Source organism: Modestobacter versicolor (assembly GCF_041028285.1).
Classification (GTDB): domain Bacteria; phylum Actinomycetota; class Actinomycetes; order Mycobacteriales; family Geodermatophilaceae; genus Modestobacter; species Modestobacter versicolor_A.
Genome location: NZ_JABGDB010000003.1, coordinates 533,493 through 550,970, shown reverse-complemented (window position 1 = coordinate 550,970; position 17,478 = coordinate 533,493). Strand labels below are relative to the sequence as shown.

General features: G+C 75.7%; 19 protein-coding genes. 3 read left to right on the top strand and 16 right to left on the bottom strand.

The features are described from left to right. Window positions 1-32 precede the first annotated feature (32 nt). Window positions 33-341: a co-chaperone GroES gene (groES, locus tag HL054_RS14050; RefSeq protein WP_014742799.1), complete on the bottom strand. Its 309-nt coding sequence runs from the start codon at window positions 339-341 to the stop codon at window positions 33-35. A 199-nt stretch (window positions 342-540) separates the two neighbouring features. On the opposite strand from groES, the gene HL054_RS14045 reads away from it, so the two are divergent. Beyond that, on the top strand, window positions 541-1,794 hold the full coding sequence (locus HL054_RS14045; protein ID WP_369139612.1) for a THUMP-like domain-containing protein: 1,254 nt from the start codon (window positions 541-543) through the stop codon (window positions 1,792-1,794). A gap of 22 nt (window positions 1,795-1,816) precedes the next feature. Here the strand turns inward: HL054_RS14045 and HL054_RS14040 are convergent, their stop codons facing one another. Genes HL054_RS14040 through tsaB form a run of 4 tightly spaced genes read right to left on the bottom strand, consistent with a single transcriptional unit; the run spans window position 1,817 to window position 5,090 of the window. Continuing rightward, a complete protein-coding gene (locus HL054_RS14040; protein WP_369139611.1) occupies window positions 1,817-2,935 on the bottom strand; it encodes an NDMA-dependent alcohol dehydrogenase in 1,119 nt (372 codons plus the stop codon). A 46-nt stretch (window positions 2,936-2,981) separates the two neighbouring features. Beyond that, the gene (tsaD, locus tag HL054_RS14035; RefSeq protein WP_369139610.1) at window positions 2,982-4,034 is read right to left on the bottom strand and encodes a tRNA (adenosine(37)-N6)-threonylcarbamoyltransferase complex transferase subunit TsaD; all 1,053 of its coding nucleotides are present in this window, start codon (window positions 4,032-4,034) and stop codon (window positions 2,982-2,984) included. After that, the gene (gene rimI / locus HL054_RS14030) at window positions 4,027-4,467 is read right to left on the bottom strand and encodes a ribosomal protein S18-alanine N-acetyltransferase (protein ID WP_369139609.1); all 441 of its coding nucleotides are present in this window, start codon (window positions 4,465-4,467) and stop codon (window positions 4,027-4,029) included. Before rimI ends, tsaD begins: the two co-directional genes overlap by 8 nt. After that, complete coding sequence (gene tsaB, locus HL054_RS14025) at window positions 4,464-5,090, bottom strand: tRNA (adenosine(37)-N6)-threonylcarbamoyltransferase complex dimerization subunit type 1 TsaB (RefSeq protein ID WP_369139608.1); 627 nt, start codon at window positions 5,088-5,090, stop codon at window positions 4,464-4,466. The genes rimI and tsaB overlap by 4 nt, the downstream gene beginning before the upstream one ends. A 109-nt stretch (window positions 5,091-5,199) precedes the next feature. Between tsaB and HL054_RS14020 the strand changes: the two genes are divergently transcribed. Next, the gene (locus tag HL054_RS14020) at window positions 5,200-5,880 is read left to right on the top strand and encodes an alpha/beta hydrolase (protein ID WP_369139607.1); all 681 of its coding nucleotides are present in this window, start codon (window positions 5,200-5,202) and stop codon (window positions 5,878-5,880) included. A gap of 4 nt (window positions 5,881-5,884) precedes the next feature. Here HL054_RS14020 and tsaE read toward each other — a convergent pair whose 3' ends face one another. The 11 genes from tsaE to HL054_RS13965 form a co-directional block, all read right to left on the bottom strand. Next, entirely contained in the window at window positions 5,885-6,331 is a 447-nt protein-coding gene (tsaE, locus tag HL054_RS14015) for a tRNA (adenosine(37)-N6)-threonylcarbamoyltransferase complex ATPase subunit type 1 TsaE (RefSeq protein ID WP_369139606.1), read from the bottom strand. Beyond that, window positions 6,328-6,954 carry a uracil-DNA glycosylase gene (locus HL054_RS14010; RefSeq protein WP_369139605.1) on the bottom strand — a complete coding sequence of 209 codons (627 nt, stop codon included), beginning with the start codon at window positions 6,952-6,954 and terminating at the stop codon, window positions 6,328-6,330. Before HL054_RS14010 ends, tsaE begins: the two co-directional genes overlap by 4 nt. Before the next feature lie 18 nt (window positions 6,955-6,972). After that, entirely contained in the window at window positions 6,973-8,160 is a 1,188-nt protein-coding gene (locus HL054_RS14005) for an alpha/beta fold hydrolase (protein WP_369139604.1), read from the bottom strand. Further along, entirely contained in the window at window positions 8,160-9,311 is a 1,152-nt protein-coding gene (alr, locus tag HL054_RS14000; protein WP_369139603.1) for an alanine racemase, read from the bottom strand. Before alr ends, HL054_RS14005 begins: the two co-directional genes overlap by 1 nt. A 26-nt stretch (window positions 9,312-9,337) precedes the next feature. Further along, window positions 9,338-10,774: an NAD(P)H-hydrate dehydratase gene (locus HL054_RS13995; RefSeq protein WP_369139602.1), complete on the bottom strand. Its 1,437-nt coding sequence runs from the start codon at window positions 10,772-10,774 to the stop codon at window positions 9,338-9,340. Then, a complete protein-coding gene (locus HL054_RS13990; RefSeq protein ID WP_369139601.1) occupies window positions 10,771-11,169 on the bottom strand; it encodes a holo-ACP synthase in 399 nt (132 codons plus the stop codon). The genes HL054_RS13995 and HL054_RS13990 overlap by 4 nt, the downstream gene beginning before the upstream one ends. 153 nt (window positions 11,170-11,322) lie before the next feature. Continuing rightward, window positions 11,323-13,185 carry a glutamine--fructose-6-phosphate transaminase (isomerizing) gene (gene glmS / locus HL054_RS13985; protein WP_369139600.1) on the bottom strand — a complete coding sequence of 621 codons (1,863 nt, stop codon included), beginning with the start codon at window positions 13,183-13,185 and terminating at the stop codon, window positions 11,323-11,325. Window positions 13,186-13,246: 61 nt separating this feature from the next. After that, complete coding sequence (glmM, locus tag HL054_RS13980) at window positions 13,247-14,590, bottom strand: phosphoglucosamine mutase (protein WP_369139599.1); 1,344 nt, start codon at window positions 14,588-14,590, stop codon at window positions 13,247-13,249. Window positions 14,591-14,612: 22 nt separating this feature from the next. Further along, a complete protein-coding gene (gene rpsI, locus HL054_RS13975; protein WP_369139598.1) occupies window positions 14,613-15,026 on the bottom strand; it encodes a 30S ribosomal protein S9 in 414 nt (137 codons plus the stop codon). Next, window positions 15,023-15,466: a 50S ribosomal protein L13 gene (gene rplM, locus HL054_RS13970; RefSeq protein ID WP_369139597.1), complete on the bottom strand. Its 444-nt coding sequence runs from the start codon at window positions 15,464-15,466 to the stop codon at window positions 15,023-15,025. Before rplM ends, rpsI begins: the two co-directional genes overlap by 4 nt. Window positions 15,467-15,694: 228 nt before the next feature. Further along, a complete protein-coding gene (locus HL054_RS13965; protein WP_369139596.1) occupies window positions 15,695-16,180 on the bottom strand; it encodes a beta-class carbonic anhydrase in 486 nt (161 codons plus the stop codon). A gap of 80 nt (window positions 16,181-16,260) precedes the next feature. Between HL054_RS13965 and moeA the strand changes: the two genes are divergently transcribed. Continuing rightward, on the top strand, window positions 16,261-17,466 hold the full coding sequence (moeA, locus tag HL054_RS13960; protein ID WP_369139595.1) for a molybdopterin molybdotransferase MoeA: 1,206 nt from the start codon (window positions 16,261-16,263) through the stop codon (window positions 17,464-17,466). Window positions 17,467-17,478: the final 12 nt, after the last annotated feature.

Genomic DNA, 17,478 nt, shown 5'->3' with positions numbered 1-17,478 from the left:
CGGGGCCGTCGTCGCTGAGGTGGGTGCTTCTGTTACTTCTCGACGACGGCGAGCAGGTCGCGCGCGGAGAGGACGAGGTAGTCCTCGCCGCCGTAGCGCACCTCGGTGCCGCCGTACTTCGAGTAGATGACCACGTCGCCGACGTTGACGTCGAGCGGGACACGGTTGCCGTTGTCGTCGACGCGGCCGGGGCCCACGGCGATGACGGTGCCCTCCTGGGGCTTCTCCTTGGCGGTGTCCGGGATGACCAGACCGGAGGCGGTGGTGGTCTCGGCCTCGTTGGCCTGGACCACCACGCGGTCCTCGAGCGGCTTGATGTTGACCTTGGTAGCGGTCGTCACGTGGTGACGCCCCCTTCACTGTCGGACGGGCTCTCGATGGATGGTTCTGGTGGTGCTGATGCAGGTGGCACGGGGGTCGGAGCTGCCGTCGCGGGGGTCAGGCCCGACCCGTGTCGATTGGCACTCTACCCATCCGAGTGCCAGCCGATCAACCGGGTCCCCGGGGTGCTGCCGGCGGGGCATGGGCCAGGCTGTGCGGGTGCCCACCGGGAGCGAGCAGCCGGACCCGCAGCCCGCCGAGACCGTCCGACAGCTGCAGGCGCTGGCGACGACGGCCGGCGCGGCCGCGCTGACCCGGGCCGCCGAGCTGCTGGCGGCCCGCACCGACGCGGTGACGGCGCTGAGCCGGCTGCGGGCCGAGGTCGGCGTCGAGCTGGCCGGCCCGGCGTGGGGCACGGCCCGGCAGCGGGAGAAGGCCCGGCCGGTGTTCGGCGCCGACACCGACCTGCTGCTGTTCACCGGCGACACCCTCGAGCAGGCCGGCCGGCCGGCGCTGGCCGACCGGCGGGCGCAGCGCCTGCTGGCCGGCGGCGCGGGCTCGGTCGCCGACCTGGGGTGCGCCGCGGGCACCGACACGGTGGCGCTGGCCCGGGCCGGTGCGCGGGTGGTCGCCGTGGACCGCGACCCGGTGGCCCGGACGCTCACCCGGCTCAACGCCGCCGCGCTGGGGCTCACCGGTGTGGCGGTCCAGGACGCCGACGTCGTCGACCTGGTGGCCGCCGCGGCCGACGGCCGGGTGGCCGGGTGCGACGCGGCCGTGCTGGACCCCGCCCGCCGCGCCCGTGGCCGCCGGCTGCTCGACCCGGACCGCTGGTCGCCCCCGTGGTCGACGGTGGCGGCGCTGCTGGACCGGGTGCCGCAGTGCGTGGTCAAGGTGGCCCCCGGGCTCGACCACGACCGGGTCCCGCCCGGCGTCGAGGCGGAGTGGGTGTCGGTCGGCGGCTCGGTCGTGGAGGCGCTGCTGTGGGGCCGCGCGCCGTCGGCCACCTGGCGGCGGGCGACGGTGGTCGGCCGGGACGGCGGGGTCGCCGAGCTCACCGCCGACGCCGACCCCGGCACCGCCCCGGACGGCCCGGTGCGCGCCTGGCTGCACGAGCCCGACCCGGCGGTCATCCGCTCCGGCCTGGTCGCGGTGGCCGGCGAGCAGCTCGGCGCCACCCTCGTCGACCCGACGATCGCCTACCTGACCAGCGACGCCCCCGCGACGTCGCCGTGGGTCAGCTCCTACCCGGTCACCGACGTGGTGCCGTTCAACCTGAAGAAGCTCAAGGCGCTGCTGCGCGCGGCCGGCGTCGGCCGGGTGGTCGTCAAGAAGCGCGGCTCGCCGATCGAGCCGGAGGAGCTGGCGCGCCGGCTGCGGGGGCCGGGCGACCGCAGCGCCGTGGTCGTGGTGACCCGGGTGGCCGGCGCCCCGACGGTGCTGGTCTGCGGGCCGATGGCCCCGGCGGGCTAGTCCCGCCGGGGCGACCGCGACGTCAGCTGTCGTGCAGGACGACGCCGCGGATCAGCTTGCCGTCCTCGAGGTCCTGGTAGCCCTGGTTGATCTCGTCGAGGGAGTACCGGCGGGTGATCAGCTCGTCGAGCTTCAGGTGCCCGCTGCGGTAGAGGCCGAGCAGCTTCGGGATGTCGGTGAGCGGGTTGCACATGCCGAAGATGTGGCCCTGGATGTTGCGCTGGTAGCCCACCACGCCGCCGTTGGCGGCCAGCTGGATCTGCACGTCGGTGCTCTTGCCCACCGAGGTGACCGTCACCTGCGCGCCCTTGCCGACGATGTTGGTGGCCTGCGTGACCACCTCCGGCGACAGCACGCCGACGGTGATGATGGCGTGGTCGGCCAGCTGGCCGCGGGTCATGTCGACGACGGCCTCGTGCGCCGAGCCGGCGTCCGGGAAGACGTGCGTGGCCCCGAACTCGAGGGCCTTCTCGCGCTTGAAGGCCACCGGGTCGACGACCACCAGGTTCTTCGCACCGGCGAAGTGGGCGCCCTGCACGGCGTTGCTGCCGACCCCACCGGCGCCGAAGACGACGACCGTGTCGCCCGCGGCGACCTTGGCGGCGTAGACCGACGCCCCCCAGCCGGTCGGCACCCCGCAGCCCACCAGGGCCGCGACCTCGAAGGGGATGTCCTCGTCGATGCGCACGCACGAGGCCTGGGAGACCACGGCGCGCTGGGAGAACGTGCCGAGCATGCAGAAGCCGCCGAGGTCCTCGCCGGCGTCGTCGTGGAAGCGGAAGCTGCCGTCGGCGAGCATGCCGGTGGCCATCTGCGCGCCCTGGTCGCACAGGTTCTGCCGCCCGGTGGAGCAGTAGCGGCAGACGCCGCAGGCCGGGATGAACGAGCAGACGACGTGGTCGCCCACCTCGACGCGGGTGACGCCCTCGCCGACGGCCTCCACGATCCCGGCGCCCTCGTGGCCACCGACCATGGGCAGCCGGGCGACCGAGTCGCCGGTGCGCAGGTGCTCGTCGGAGTGGCACATGCCCGAGGCCACGAACTTGAGCCGGACCTCGCCCGTCCGCGGTTCGTCGAGCTCCAGCTCGGTGAGCTCGAAGGGCTTGCCCGTCTCGCGGATGACCGCCGCCGTCGTCCTCATGTCGGCACTGTGACGCAAGCGACACCGGACGGCAGCACGTTTGCCGTCAGCCGGAAGACCGGCTCAGCGAGACGACGTCGATGGGCAGCGAGCTGTCCGCGCCGAGGTCGGCCCCGGACGGCGCCACCCCGGCCGCCACCAGCCGGGAGCCGAGCGCGGCGACCATGGCGCCGTTGTCGGTGCACAGCCGGCGGCTGGGCACCCGCAGCACGATCCCGGCCGCGTCGCAGCGCTCCTGGGCCAGCGCCCGCAGCCGGGAGTTCGCCGCCACCCCGCCGCCGATCACCAGGTGGTCGACGCCGGCGTCGCGGCAGGCCCGCACCGCCTTGGCGGTGAGCACGTCGACGACCGCCTCCTGGAAGGCGGCGGCGACGTCGGCCACCGGCACCGGCTCCCCCGCCCGCTCGCGGGCCTCGACCCAGCGGGCGACCGCCGTCTTGAGCCCGGAGAAGGAGAAGTCGTAGGCCGCGTCCCGGGGCCCGGTGAGGCCGCGCGGGAAGGCGATCGAGCCGGGGTCGCCGTCGGCGGCGGCCCGGTCGATGGGCGGCCCGCCGGGGAACGGCAGGCCGAGCACCCGGGCGACCTTGTCGAAGGCCTCACCGGCGGCGTCGTCGATGGTCCGGCCCAGCTCCTGCACGTCCTGGGCGAGGTCGGGCACCAGCAGCAGCGAGCTGTGCCCGCCGGAGACCAGCATCGCGACCGACGGCTCGGCCAGCGGCCCGTGCTCCAGCTCGTCCACCGCCACGTGCGCGGCGAGGTGGTTCACGCCGTACAGCGGGACGTCGAGGGCCAGCGCGTAGGCCTTGGCCGCGGCGACGCCCACCAGCAGCGCGCCGGTCAGCCCGGGTCCGGCGGTCACCGCGATCGCGTCGACGTCGCGCAGCCCGACGCCGGCCTCGGCCAGCGCCCGGTGCACCGTGGGGACCATCGCCTCCAGGTGCGCCCGGCTGGCGATCTCCGGGACGACGCCGCCGAACCGCTCGTGCTCGGCCATGCTCGTGGCGAGCGCGTCCGACAGCAGCGTGTGCCCGCGCACCAGGCCGATGCCGGTCTCGTCGCAGGAGGTCTCGAACCCCAGCACCAGCGGCTGCTCAGCCACGTCGCATCACCACCGCGTCCGCACCGCTCAGCGGGTAGTAGCCCGGCCGCACGCCGATCGGCGCGAAGCCCCGGCGGGCGTAGAAGGCCTGCGTGGCCTCGTCGTCCGCACGCACCTCAAGGAGCACCACCGGGCACCGGCGGTCGGCCTCGGCGAGCAGCGCGTCCAGCAGCGTGCCGCCGATCCCCTCGCCCTGCCGGGCGCCGGACACCCCGATGGTTGCGACGTGCGCCTCCTCCGGGTAGACGATCAGTCCGGCGTACCCGACCACCTCGTCCCCGTCGGCGGCGACCAGGTAGTGCCGGGTGTCGCGCATCCCCAGCTCCTCGACGTACATCGACCGGGTCCAGGTGTCGGGGGCGAAGAGCTCCTCCTCCAGCCGCATCACCGCGTCCAGGTCGGCCCGGGCCATCTCCCGCAGCTGCACGGTCACTGGCTCACCGCCTTGCGGGCCGGTGGCGGCACGGCGTCGGGACGGCGCAGGTACAGCGGCTCGAGCGGCGCCGGCGGGGCACCGAACAGCGGCACCGCGGCGCGGAGCAGCCCGGCGGTCGTGACGTCGGCGCCGGCGACGTCACGGCCCAGCCGCTCGGCGAAGCGGACGTCGCCCACCACCGGCTCGACGACCGGGGCGTCCTCGGGGCGGTCGACGCCGGGACCGGCCACCCGCTCCCCCGCGGCGTCGTAGACGGCCCAGTGGACCTCCTTGCGGCGGGCGTCGGTGACCACCGACCGCGCGCCGTCGCCGACCGCGTCCAGCGAGCAGACCCCGTACACCGGTCCGACGACGTCGCCGAGCGCGGCCGCGGTGACGACCCCGACCCGCAGCCCGGTGTACGGCCCGGGCCCCAGCCCGACGACGACCGCGTCGAGGTCCCGCACGCGCACACCGGCCGCGGTGAGCACCTCGTGCGCGGTGGGGGTGAGCAGCTCGGCGTGCCGGTTGCCCGAGGGCAGCGACCGCTCGGCGAGCACCTCGGCGCCCCCGTCGGCCGACCAGCGCGCCACGCCGACGACGAGGGTCGGGGTGGCGGTGTCGAGCGCGAGGACGAGCACGGGAGGCCAGCCTAGTGCGGTGGGCCGTGGCCTTGCGCCGGGCCGCCGGGGTTGATCGACTCCACCGGCCCCGCCCCCTCGTCCCCCGCCCCCTCACGACAGGAACCCGATGCCTCCCACCCTGGTCCTCGTCCACGGCGCCTGGCACGGCCCCTGGTGCTGGCAGCCGCTGGTCGACCAGCTGCCCGGCGTCGACGTCGTGACCGTCGCGCTGCCCAGCTCCGGGACCGATCCCGGTTCGCTGGGCGACCTCACCGCCGACGCGGACGCCGTCCGGGCCGCGCTCACCGGCGTCGAGGGGCCCGTCGTGCTGGTGGGGCACTCCTACGGCGGCATCCCGGTCACCGAGGTGGGCGCGGCCGAACTGGGCGTGGCCCACCTGGTCTACCTGTGCGCCTTCCAGCTGGACGTCGGCGAGTCGCTGGTGAGCAGCCTCGGCGGCGCCGTCCCGGCCTGGCAGGAGCTGCACCCGACGCACATCCGGGTCACCACGCCCGAGGCGGTCTTCTACAACGGGGTGTCCCCCGAGCTCACCGCGCAGGCGGTGGACCGGCTCGGGTGGCAGTCCACCAGCTCGGTCACCCAGCCGCTGAGCCGCGCGGCCTGGCGCGAGCTGCCGAGCACCTACGTGGTGTGCGAGCAGGACCAGGCGATCCCGGTGGCGGCGCAGGAGGCGATGTCCGGCCGGGCCGGGTCGGTGCTGCGGATGGACACCGGCCACTCCCCCTTCCTGGCCGCGCCCGCCGAGCTGGCCGCGCTGCTGCGGGGGGTGCTCGACCGGGTCGGCTGAGGCCTCAGGCCAGCCGCTGCTCCCAGCCGGGGCCGACGGGCACCAGCCGGGCGGTGCGCACGTCGTCGTCCCGGCGGTCGAGCTCGACCACGAGGTGCTCGTCGGCGAGCTGCTCGACCAGGCCGTGGCCCCACTCGACGACGGTCACCGCCTCGTCGGTGGTGGCGTCGAGGTCCAGGTCGTCGACGTCGGCCATGCCGGACAGCCGGTAGGCGTCCACGTGCACCAGCGGCAGCCGGCCGCCGCGGTGCACCCGGGCCAGCACGAACGTGGGCGAGGTGACCGGTCCGCGCACGCCCAGGCCGGCCCCGATGCCCTGGGTCAGCGCGGTCTTGCCGGCCCCGAGCGGCCCGGCCAGCACCACCAGGTCGCCGGCGCGCAGCAGGTCGGCGAGCTCCCGGCCGAGCTGCTGGGTGTCGGCCGGGGTGGGGAGCACGTGCTCGCGCCTCACAGCGCCGCCCGCACCGCGGTCAGGTCGGCCAGCAGGGCGGCGCGGGGGGCGCCGGCCGGGCCGAAGCGGATCGCGGCCGAGGGGTGGTAGGTCGCCCACACGGCCCGACCGCCGACCTCGTGCGGCCGCCCGCGCACCTGCCCCAGCACCGTGCGCGGGCCGAGGAACCACTTGGCCGAGGACAACCCGAGCGCGACGACCACCCGGGCGTCGAGCAGGTCGAGCTGGCGCCGCAGCCAGCCGCTGCACCGGGCGACCTCCGCGGTCTTCGGCGTCCGGTTGCCCGGCGGGCGGCACTTCACGATGTTGAGCACCGCGGTGTCGGCGCGGTCCAGCCCGGCCTCCCCCAGCAGCTGGTCCAGCAGCGCACCGGACCTCCCGACGAACGGCCGGCCGGTCTCGTCCTCGGTGGCCCCGGGCGCCTCCCCCACGAGGACCAGGCGCGGCCGGCCCGACGCGGGGACGTCGCCGACGACGACGTGCTGCCGGGTCGCGGCCAGCTCGGGGCAGGCGACGCAGGAGCGGGCGACGGCGGCCAGCGCGTCCCAGTCGGGGGCCGCGGCGGCGGTGCGGGCCACCTCGTCGGCGGCCGCGTCGGGGCGGGGCGGTCGGAGGGCGGCCACGCCAGCACCCTACGGCGGTCAGCCCGGCCGCACGGACCCCCGCTCGGCGGCGACCCGGCGGAACAGCCCGGCCAGCGCGTCGGTGACCTGCTCGGGCTTCTCCAGCAGCACCAGGTGCCCGGCCCCGGGGACGACGACGAGCTCGGCGTCCGGCAGCTCGCCGGCCAGCTCCTCGCTGTGCGCCCGGGGGATCATCTTGTCCGCGTCACCGGTGAGCACCAGCGTCGGCACCCGGCGCAGCGGCTCGACCGCCCCACCGGCGTCCAGCCCGGCGATGGCGGGGTACAGCTCGGCGATGACGTCGACCGGGGTGCCGCCGATCATCGCGTCGACGTAGCGACCCAGCGCCGGGTCGACGTCGGTCGAGGCGAACGACAGCGACCAGGTGGCCGCCGAGACGATGCCGTGGGCCAGCTTGCGGGTGTGCTCGGCGAACGCCGGGCGGCGGCGCATGGTCCAGGCGGCCACCGGCAGCACCGCCGTCCGGAGCCGGGTGAGCAGCTGGGGCAGGCCGAAGTCCAGCTCGGCGAGGTTGCCGCTGGAGGTGGAGACCAGCGCGACGCCGGCGATCCGGGTGCCGAAGAGCTCGGGCCGCCGCTGGGCCAGGGTGAGCACCGTCATCCCGCCCATCGAGTGGCCGACGAGCACGACCGGCCCGCGGGGCACCCGGGCGTCCAGCACCGTCTCCAGGTCGGTGGCGAGCTGGTCCAGCGTGGCGTGGGCGGCGTCGCCACGGCCGGAGGCGCCGTGCCCGCGGTGGTCGTAGAAGACCAGCCGGGCGCTGGGCCGGTGCCCGTTGGCGGTGGCCAGCTGGGCGGCGAGGTCGCGGCGCTGGAAGGTCCACGACGCCATCGACAGCGCGTAGCCGTGCACGAAGACGGCGGTCAGCGGGGCGTCGGCCGGACCGATCTCCTCGACCGACAGCAGCACCCCGTCGTCGGTGCGGACCAGCGCCGTCCGGTCGGCGGTCCGGCTCGCCGCACCCAGCGGGTCCTCCTGGCGCAGCTCCCCGGCCGGGACGTCGGCGACCTGCCGGCCGTCCCCGACCTCCCCCGCGAGCTGGTTGGCCCGGACGGCGGAGGTGGCCGAGCGGGTGACCGCGACGCCGATCGCCGTGCCCGCGGCGGCCAGGCCGACCGCGGCGCCGATCAGCCCCGCAGTCCGGCCGAGGTGGTGCTGGCCGGAGGGGTGGGCGCTCCGGGCCATCAGGCGACCCCGGCCGAGCCGACGTGGCGGCGGGTGAACCGGCCGCCGACCCGGGTGACCAGCTCGTAGTGGATGGTGTCGAGCACGTCGGCCCACTGCTGGGCGGTCGGCTCGCCGTGCTCGCCGGGGCCCCACAGCACCACCGGGTCGCCGGGCTCGATCGGGTCGTCGCCGACGTCGAGCACGAACTGGTCCATGCACACCCGGCCGGCGATGGTGCGCTGCGCGCCGGCGGCGAGCACCGGGGCGCGGCTGCCGGCGGCGCGCGGCACGCCGTCGGCGTACCCGACCGGCACGAGCGCCAGCGTCGTCTCCGCGCCCGTGGCGTAGGTGTGCCCGTAGGAGACGCCGGTGCCGGCCGGCACCCGCTTGGTGAGCGCGACCCGGGCCCGCACCGTCATCGCCGGGCGCAGCCCGTACTGAGCCGGGTCGCCGCCGAGCGGGTCCAGCCCGTAGACCGCGACCCCCGGCCGGACCAGGTCGTACCAGGTGCCGGGCAGGGCGAGGGTGGCCGCGGAGTTGGCCAGGTGCCGGCGGGCCTCGGTCAGCCCGGCCCGCCGGGCCAGCGCCACGGCGTCCTCGAAGACCGCCACCTGCGCGCCGATCGTCGGGTGGGTGGGGGCGTCGGCGTAGGCCAGGTGGCTCCACAGCCCGGTGACGACGACCTCACCGTCGGCCTGCGCGCGGGCGGCCGCGGCGACCAGCCCGGGCCAGGCCGCCGGCGTGGCGCCCTCCCGGGAGAGCCCGGTGTCGGCGAAGAGCTGGACCCGGGCGGTGCGACCGGTCGCGCGGGCGGCGGCGACCAGCTCGGCCAGCGCCCACTCGGCGTTGACCGAGAGCTCGACGTCGGCGGCGAGCCCGGCCGCGTAGTCCTCCCCCGGCGCGTGCTGCCACGACAGCAGCGGGGCGGTGACGCCCGCCGCCCGCAGCGCCAGCGCCTCCTCCAGCACGGTCACCCCGAGCGCGTCGGCGCCCCCGGCCAGCGCCGCGCGGGCCGCCGGCACGAGGCCGTGCCCGTAGGCGTCCGCCTTGACCACCGCCATCAGCGGCCGGCCGACCCGCTCGCGGAGCGCCGCCACGTTCGCCGCGATCACGTCCAGGTCGACGACCACCTCGGCCCGGCTGTCGAGCCCCTGCTCCACCGTCGTCACGGTCCCACTCTCCCAGGCGGCCGGGGTCAGGCCGCGCCGCCGCGCAGCCGGGCGATCGTCGCGGGCAGGTGCCGCACCAGGTCGCCGGCGACCAGCGGTCCCCCCGCGGCGGCCAGCTGCCCGGCCCGGCCGTGCACGTGGGCGGCCACCGCGGCGGCCTCCGCGGGCGGCGTCCCGGTGGCCAGCACCGCCCCCAGGACGCCGGCCAGCACGTCGCCGGTGCCCGCCGTCGCCAGCCAGGAGGTGCCGGTGCCGTTGACGAAGGCGGTGCCGTCGGCGTCGGCGACCACGGTCGCGTCGCCCTTCAGCAGCACGGTGCAGCGGAGGTCGGCGGCGCCGCGGCGGGCGGCGGCCACCCGGTCGGGGCCGACCTCGCCGAACAGCCGGGCGAACTCGCGGTCGTGCGGGGTGAGCATGGTGGGGGCGGTGCGGTCGCCGACCAGCTGCCGGTGCCGGGACACCAGGGTCAGCGCGTCGGCGTCGACGACCACCGGCAGGTCGGTGGCCAGCACCTCGGCCAGCACGCTGCGGGCGGCGTCGTCGGTGCCCATGCCGGGGCCCACGACCCATGCCTGCACGCGCCCCGCGGCGCCAGGCCGGCCGGCGGTGACGACCGCCTCCGGCCAGGCCGCGCGGACGCCGTCCGCGGCGGTGCCGGCGTACCTGACCAGGCCCGGCCGGGTGCGCAGCGCGGCGCCGGTGCAGAGCACGCCAGCACCGGGGTAGGTGGCCGAACCGGCGATGACGCCGACCACGCCGCGGGAGTACTTGTCGTCGTCCGGGTCGGGGGGTTCGAGGTGCGCCGCGACGTCGGCGTCGGTGAGCTGCCGGACGTCGGGGTCGGGCAGGTGTGCTCCCAGCCCGATGTCGACCAGGTGCACGGTGCCGGCACGGTGCCGCCCCGCGCCGACCAGCAGACCGGTCTTCACGGCGCCGAAGGTCACGGTGTGCTGGGCCGGGAAGGCCTCGCCGGGCACCTCACCGGTGTCGGCGGCGACCCCGCTCGGGACGTCGACGGCGACCAGCAGCCCCGGCCCGGCGGTGGCGGCGCGGACGAGCTGCACGGCGTCGTCCCGCAGGCCGCCGGAGCCGCCGATGCCGACGATCCCGTCGAGCACCAGGTCGGCCCGCTCCAGGCCGGGCTCCCCCGGCGCGGCCACCCGGCCACCGGCCCGGCGCAGCGCGGTGAGGCCGTCGGTGTGGGCGCGGTCCGGGGCGAGCAGGACGGCGGTCACCTGCGCGCCGCGGGAGGCCAGCAGCGCACCGGCGAAGAGCGCGTCCCCGCCGTTGTCGCCGGACCCGACCAGCAGCACGACCCGGACGCCGTGCGCCCGGCCGAGCAGCCCGAGGCAGACGGTCGCCAGCCCGGTGGCGGCCCGCTGCATGAGGACGCCGGGGCGCAGGCCGGTCGTCGCGGCCTGCTCGGCGGCGCGCACCTGGGCGCTGGTGAACCCGCCGATCACGAGTGCTGCCGGCCCTGCGGGTGCACTCCACCCTCGGCGATGACCACGGCGGAGGCGATGCCCCCGTCGTGGCTCAGCGACACGTGCCAGGAGGTGACGCCGAGCTCTGCGGCCCGGGCGGCGACGGTGCCGCGGACCTGCAGGTGCGGGCGGCCCCGCTCCCCCACGGTCACCTCGGCGTCGTGCCAGTGCAGGTCACCTGGCGCGCCGAGGGCCTTGGCCAACGCCTCCTTGGCCGCGAACCGGGCGGCCAGCGACTCCCCGGTGCGCTCGGCGCCGGCGGGGGTCACCTGCTCGGCAGCGGTGAACAGCCGGTCCCGCAGCGCCGGGGTGCGCTCCAGCGACGCCGCGAACCGCTCGACCGGACAGACGTCGATCCCGACCCCGATGATCACGACGCCAGTCTGCCCGGCGCCGCCCCCGCACGACGACGTCCCCCCGCACGACGACGTCCTACCGCACCAATGACCGTCCTACCGCACCAATGCTGGTGCGGGAGGACGGTCTTCGATCAGGTGACCTGATCAAAGCCCCGGCAGCGGGGCGCGTTACTCGACGGTGACGGACTTGGCCAGGTTGCGGGGCTGGTCGACGTCCAGGCCCCGGGTGGCGGCGATCTCGCACGCCAGCACCTGCAGCGGCACGGTGGTGACCACCGGCGCCAGCAGCGTCGGCGTGCGCGGCACCCGGATCAGGTGGTCGGCGTAGGGGACGACGTCGTCGTCGCCCTCCTCGGCGATCACGATCGTGCGCGCCCCGCGGGCCCGCACCTCCTGGATGTTGCTGACCACCTTGCCGTGCACCGACCCGCGGCTGCGCGGCGACGGGACGACCACGACGACCGGCGTCCCCTGGTCGACCAGCGCGATCGAGCCGTGCTTGAGCTCCCCGGCGGCGAAGCCCTCCGCGTGGATGTAGGCGAGCTCCTTGAGCTTGAGGGCGCCCTCCAGGGCCACCGGGTAGCCGACGTGCCGGCCCAGGAACAGCATCGTGTCCTCGCCGGCCAGCGACCGGGCCAGCTCGCGCACCGGCTCCATGTCGGCCAGCACCGTGGCGACGGCCTCGGGCAGCGCGCGGAGGTCCTCGACGATGGCGGCGACCTCGTCGGCGTACTTGACCCCGCGCACCTGGGCGAGGAACAGCCCGACCAGGTAGCAGGCGACGACCTGGGTCAGGAAGCCTTTGGTCGAGGCGACGGCGACCTCCGGGCCGGCGTGGGTGTAGAGGACGGCGTCGGACTCCCGCGGGATCGTCGACCCGTTGGCGTTGCAGATCGCCAGCACCCGGGCCTTCTGCTCCCTGGCGTGCCGCAGCGCCATCAGGGTGTCCATCGTCTCGCCGGACTGGCTGATCACCACGACCAGCGTCGACCGGTCCAGCACCGGGTCGCGGTAGCGGAACTCGCTGGCCAGCTCCACCTCGACCGGGATGCGGGTCCAGTGCTCGATGGCGTACTTGGCGATCAGGCCGGCGTGGTACGCGGTGCCGCAGGCGACGACGAAGACCTTGTCGACGTCGCGCAGCTCCTGGTCGCTGAGCCGCACCTCGTCCAGCACCAGCTCGCCGTCGACGCCGAGCCGGCCGAGCAGGGTGTCGGCGACCGCCTGCGGCTGCTCGGCGATCTCCTTGAGCATGAACCAGTCGTAGCCGCCCTTCTCGGCGGCCTCGGCGTCCCAGTCGACGGTGCGGCGGGTGGGCTCGACCACCTCGCCGTCGAAGGTGGTCACGACGACGCCGCGCTCGCGGTCGAGCAGCACGACCTGGTCCTGGCCGACGTCGAGCGCCTGCCGGGTGTGCGCGATGAACGCGGCGACGTCGGAGCCGAAGAAGTACTCCCCGTCGCCCTCGCCGACCACCAGCGGGCTGTTGCGGCGGGAGGCGACCAGCCGGTCGGGCTCGGCGGCGTGCGAGGCGACCAGGGTGAAGGCGCCCTCGAGCCGGCGGCTGACCACCCGCATCGCCTCGGCGAGCCGGTCGGGGCCCTCCGCGGTGCCGGCGTAGACGGCGGCCAGCAGGTGCGCGACCACCTCGGTGTCGGTCTCGGAGGTGAACTCGACGCCGGTGGCCTCGAGCTCGGCGCGCAGCGGCGCGAAGTTCTCGATGATCCCGTTGTGGATGACCGCGACCGAGCCGTCGGCGGAGACGTGCGGGTGCGCGTTGCGGTCGGTCGGCCCCCCGTGGGTGGCCCAGCGGGTGTGCCCGATGCCGATCGTGGAGGCCGGCAGCGACTGCTCCGCCAGCACCTTCTCCAGGTTGGCCAGCTTGCCGGCCTTCTTGGCGGTGCTCAGGGAGCCGTCCGCGAGGACGGCCACCCCCGCCGAGTCATATCCCCGGTACTCGAGCCGGCGCAGGCCCTCGAGGACGACGTCCAGGGAGTCCTGCGGGCCGACGTACCCCACGATGCCGCACATTCGCCCGACGATACCGGCGCGCGGGCCGGCCCAGCCTCACCACGACGGAGGACACCGGGGTTCAGCTGGTGGCGGCCACCACAGCGGCCAGCCGGGCGGCGACCGCGTCGGCCTGCTCCTGGGTGGGCGCCTCGACCATGACGCGCACCAGCTGCTCGGTGCCCGAGGGGCGCAGCAGCACCCGGCCGGTGTCGCCGAGCTCGGCCTCGACCTCGTTGACCGCCGCGGCGACCTCGTCGCTCTCCGCGACCGCGAGCCGGTCGGTGACCGGCACGTTGACCAGCGTCTGCGGCAGCTTGTGCACCACGGAGGCCAGCTCGGCCAGCGAGGCGCCGGTGGCGCTCATCCGGGAGAGCAGGGCCAGGCCGGTCAGCAGCCCGTCGCCGGTGGTCGCCCAGTCCAGGAAGACGAGGTGCCCGCTCTGCTCACCGCCCAGGGACAGCCCGCGGGTGCGCAGCGCCTCCAGCACGTAGCGGTCGCCGACCGCCGTCGTCTGCACCGCGATGCCGGCCTGGCGCATCGTGTGGTGGAACCCCAGGTTGCTCATCACCGTGGCCACGACGGTGTCGGAGGTGAGGTTGCCGCTCTCGTGCAGCGCGAGGGCGCAGATGGCCAGGATGGCGTCGCCGTCGACGACGTCGCCGTCGGCGGTCACGGCCAGGCAGCGGTCGGCGTCGCCGTCGTGGGCGATGCCGATGTCGGCCCCGTGCTGGGCGACCGCCTCCTTGAGGGGGCCCAGGTGGGTGGAGCCGATGCCGTCGTTGATGTTCCAGCCGTCGGGCTCGCCCCCGATGACGTGCACCTGGGCGCCCGCGCGGCGGTAGACCTCCGGCGCGCAGCGGGAGGCGGCGCCGTGCGCGCAGTCGACGACGACGCGCAGCCCGCGCAGCGGCTCGCGCAGCGCGGACAGCACGTGCGCGGTGTAGTCCTCGGCCGCTCCGGCCAGGTCGCGGACCCGGCCGATCCCGCCGCCGGTGGGCCGGTGGTCGCCCTCGACGTGCCCGACCACCCGGCGCTCGATGGCCGCCTCGACCGCGTCGGGCAGCTTGTGGCCGCCGCGGCTGAACAGCTTGATGCCGTTGTCGGGCATCGGGTTGTGGCTGGCCGAGATCATGACGCCGAGGTCGGCGTCGGTGCGGCCGGTCAGGTGCGCGATCGCCGGCGTCGGGAGCACCCCGACGCGCAGCACCTCGGCACCGGCGCTGGCGAGGCCGGCCACGACCGCGGCCTCCAGCATCTCCCCGCTGGCGCGCGGGTCACGGCCGACGACCGCGACGGGACGCGAGGTCCCGTCGCGGTCGGCGAGCACGCTGGCGGCGGCACGGGCCACCGAGAGCGCCAGCTCCGGCGTCAGGTCGGCGTTGGCACGACCACGGACGCCGTCGGTCCCGAAGAGGCGACCCATGAGCGGACTCGGACGTCCCGGGTCAGCGCTTGGAGTACTGGGGCGCCTTGCGGGCCTTCTTCAGGCCGTACTTCTTGCGCTCGGTGACCCGGGGGTCACGAGTCAGGAAGCCAGCCTTCTTCAGCGCCGGGCGGTCGTCGGGCTCGATCTCGATGAGGGCCCGGGCGATGGCCAGGCGCAGCGCGCCGGCCTGACCGCTGACGCCGCCGCCGTGCAGGATCCCGACGACGTCGTACTGCTCGCCCTTCTCCAGGATCACGAACGGCTCACGGATGAGCTGCTGGTGGACCTTGTTGGGGAAGTACTGCTCGATGGTGCGGCCGTTCAGCTTGAACTGGCCGGTGCCGGGCAGGAGGCGCACCCGGACGATGGCCTCCTTGCGGCGGCCGACGGTCTGGATGGGACGCCCGTCGGCGTCGGTCACGGCGCTGGTCACTGTGCCACCTGCTTGATCTCGAAGGTCTGGGGCTGCTGGGCGGCGTGCGGGTGCTCAGGCCCGGCGTAGACCTTGAGCTTGGAGAGCATCTGCCGGCCCAGCGTGTTGTGCGGCAGCATCCCCTTGACGGCGCGCTCGATGACGCGGTCGGGGCGGGTCTTGAGCTCGTCGCCGACGTTGATCGACCGCAGGCCGCCCGGGTAGCCCGAGTGCCGGTAGGCGGTCTTCGCGTCGCGCTTGGAGCCGGTGAGGGCCACCTTGCCCGCGTTGACGATGACGACGAAGTCGCCGGCGTCGACGTGCGGCGCGAACTGCGGCTTGTGCTTGCCACGCAGCAGGATGGCGGTCTGGCTGGCCAGTCGACCGAGCACCACGTCGGTGGCGTCGATGACGTGCCAGGCCCGGGTGATGTCACCGGGCTTGGGGGAGTACGTGCGCACGAGGCTCACTGTCCTTCGTCAGTCGGGCGGGTGGCTGGTGGGATCGCCTCACCGAGCACGGGAGACTTGGGCGGACCCGACGAGATCGGGGGCCCCGGACACGCGCGCACCAACCGGCATCGCGCACCAACGAACGACGATACCAGCGGACGTCAGCTATTCGGCTCCTGGCCCCGCTTCAGGGGCCCGCCGCGAGCCGGCGAGTGGTGGGGGCAGCGGGGTCCTGCCTCACTCCACCTCGTACAGCCGGCCGGTCGCCACGTCGTAGACGGTGCCGCGGACCTCGTGGGACAGCAGGTAGGGGCTCTCCCGGACCAGGCGCATGGACTCCCGGACGTCGTCGTCGACGTCGGTGAAGGCGCGGGCGGCCCACGGCGGGCGGCGGCCGGTGGCCTTCTCGACGGTCTCGGCGAAGGTGATGTCGTCGGTGGCCAGCAGCCCGCAGTCGGTGTGGTGGACCAGGACGACCTCCCGGGTGCCCAGCGCGTGCTGGCTGATCGTCAGTGACCGGATGACGTCCTCGGTGATGACCCCGCCGGCGTTGCGGATGACGTGCGCGTCCCCGATGTCCAGGCCGAGCACCCCGAACAGCGGGATGCGCGAGTCCATGCACGCCACCACCGCGACCTTGCGTGCAGGGCGCACGGGCTTGCTGCCCGGGAACTGCTGCGCCCACCGCTCGTTCGCCTCGAGCATCCGGTCGATCTCGGCCACGCGTCCTCCTCCGGTGATGGGTTGCCGCCGGAACGCTAACCGCCGTGCCCCCGCCCGTGCCCGTCGGTCAGGATGGGCGGGTGCGCACCGTCGAGGAACACCAGTCCGTCGTGGGCGCGCTGCTGCCTCCGCTCCCCGTCGAGGTGGTGCCGGTGACCGCGGCCGCCGGCCGGGTGGTGGCGCGCGACCTGCCGGCGCTGGTGTCGCTGCCCGGCTTCGACAACTCCGCGATGGACGGCTACGCCGCCCGGTACGCCGAGGTCGGGACGGCGTCGGAGGCGCGTCCCGTGCGGATGCCGGTCGCCGCCGACATCCCGGCCGGCCGCACCGACGTGCCCCCGCTGCAGCCGGGCACGGTGCACCGGATCATGACCGGCGCCCCGCTGCCCGAGGGCGCCGACGTCGTCGTCCCCGTCGAGCGGACCGACGGCGCCACCGACGTCGTCACCCTCACCGGCTGCCCGGACGCCGGCACCCACCTGCGGCACGCCGGCGAGGACATCCGCGCCGGTGACCTGGCGCTGCCCGCCGGCACGGCGCTGGGGGCGGCCCAGCTCGGCCTGGCCGCCGCCGTGGGCCACGCGTCGGTGCCGGTGCGCCGCCGCCCGCGGGTGCTGGTGCTGTCCACCGGCAGCGAGCTGGTCGAGCCGGGCCGGCCGCTGCTGCCCGGCCAGATCTACGAGTCCAACTCGGTGCTGCTCGCCGCCGCGGTCGCCGAGGCCGGCGGCGAGGCCCGCACCCTGCACTTCGTCCCGGACGACGTCGAGCAGTTCCTCGCCACGGTGCGCGCCGAGCTGGCCACCGCCGACCTGCTGGTCACCAGCGGCGGGGTGAGCGCCGGCGCCTACGAGGTGGTCAAGGACGCCTTCCGCGGGCTGGGCACCGTCGAGTTCACCAAGGTCGCCATGCAGCCCGGCGGGCCGCAGGGCGCCGGCACCGTCGACGGCGTGCCGGTGGTCACGCTGCCGGGCAACCCGGTCAGCTCCTTCGTCTCCTTCGAGGTCTTCGTCCGCCCCGCGCTGCGCCGCGCGCTCGGCCACGCCACCCCCGACCGGCTGCGCACCAGCGCCCGGCTGACCGCGGGGCTGCGCTCCCCCGCCGGACGCCGGCAGTTCCTGCGCGGCCGGTTCGACGGCGAGGTCGTCACCCAGGTCGGCGGCCCCGGCTCGCACCTGGTCGCCCACCTCGCCCGTGCCAACTGCCTGGTCGTCGTCCCCGAGGACGTCACGGAGCTGCCCGCGGGCGCCGAGGTGCCCGTCGTCCTGATCGAAGGAGCGTTCCAGTGAGTCGACGCCGGC

Bases quoted from the DNA above. Each gene is read 5' to 3' on its own strand.
- glmS (WP_369139600.1), bottom strand. From the start codon at position 13,185: ATGTGCGGCATCGTGGGGTACGTCGGCCCGCAGGACTCCCTGGACGTC.
- glmM (WP_369139599.1), bottom strand. From the start codon at position 14,590: ATGGGTCGCCTCTTCGGGACCGACGGCGTCCGTGGTCGTGCCAACGCC.
- HL054_RS14040 (WP_369139611.1), bottom strand. From the start codon at position 2,935: ATGAGGACGACGGCGGCGGTCATCCGCGAGACGGGCAAGCCCTTCGAG.
- HL054_RS14005 (WP_369139604.1), bottom strand. From the start codon at position 8,160: ATGGCCCGGAGCGCCCACCCCTCCGGCCAGCACCACCTCGGCCGGACT.
- HL054_RS14020 (WP_369139607.1), top strand. From the start codon at position 5,200: ATGCCTCCCACCCTGGTCCTCGTCCACGGCGCCTGGCACGGCCCCTGG.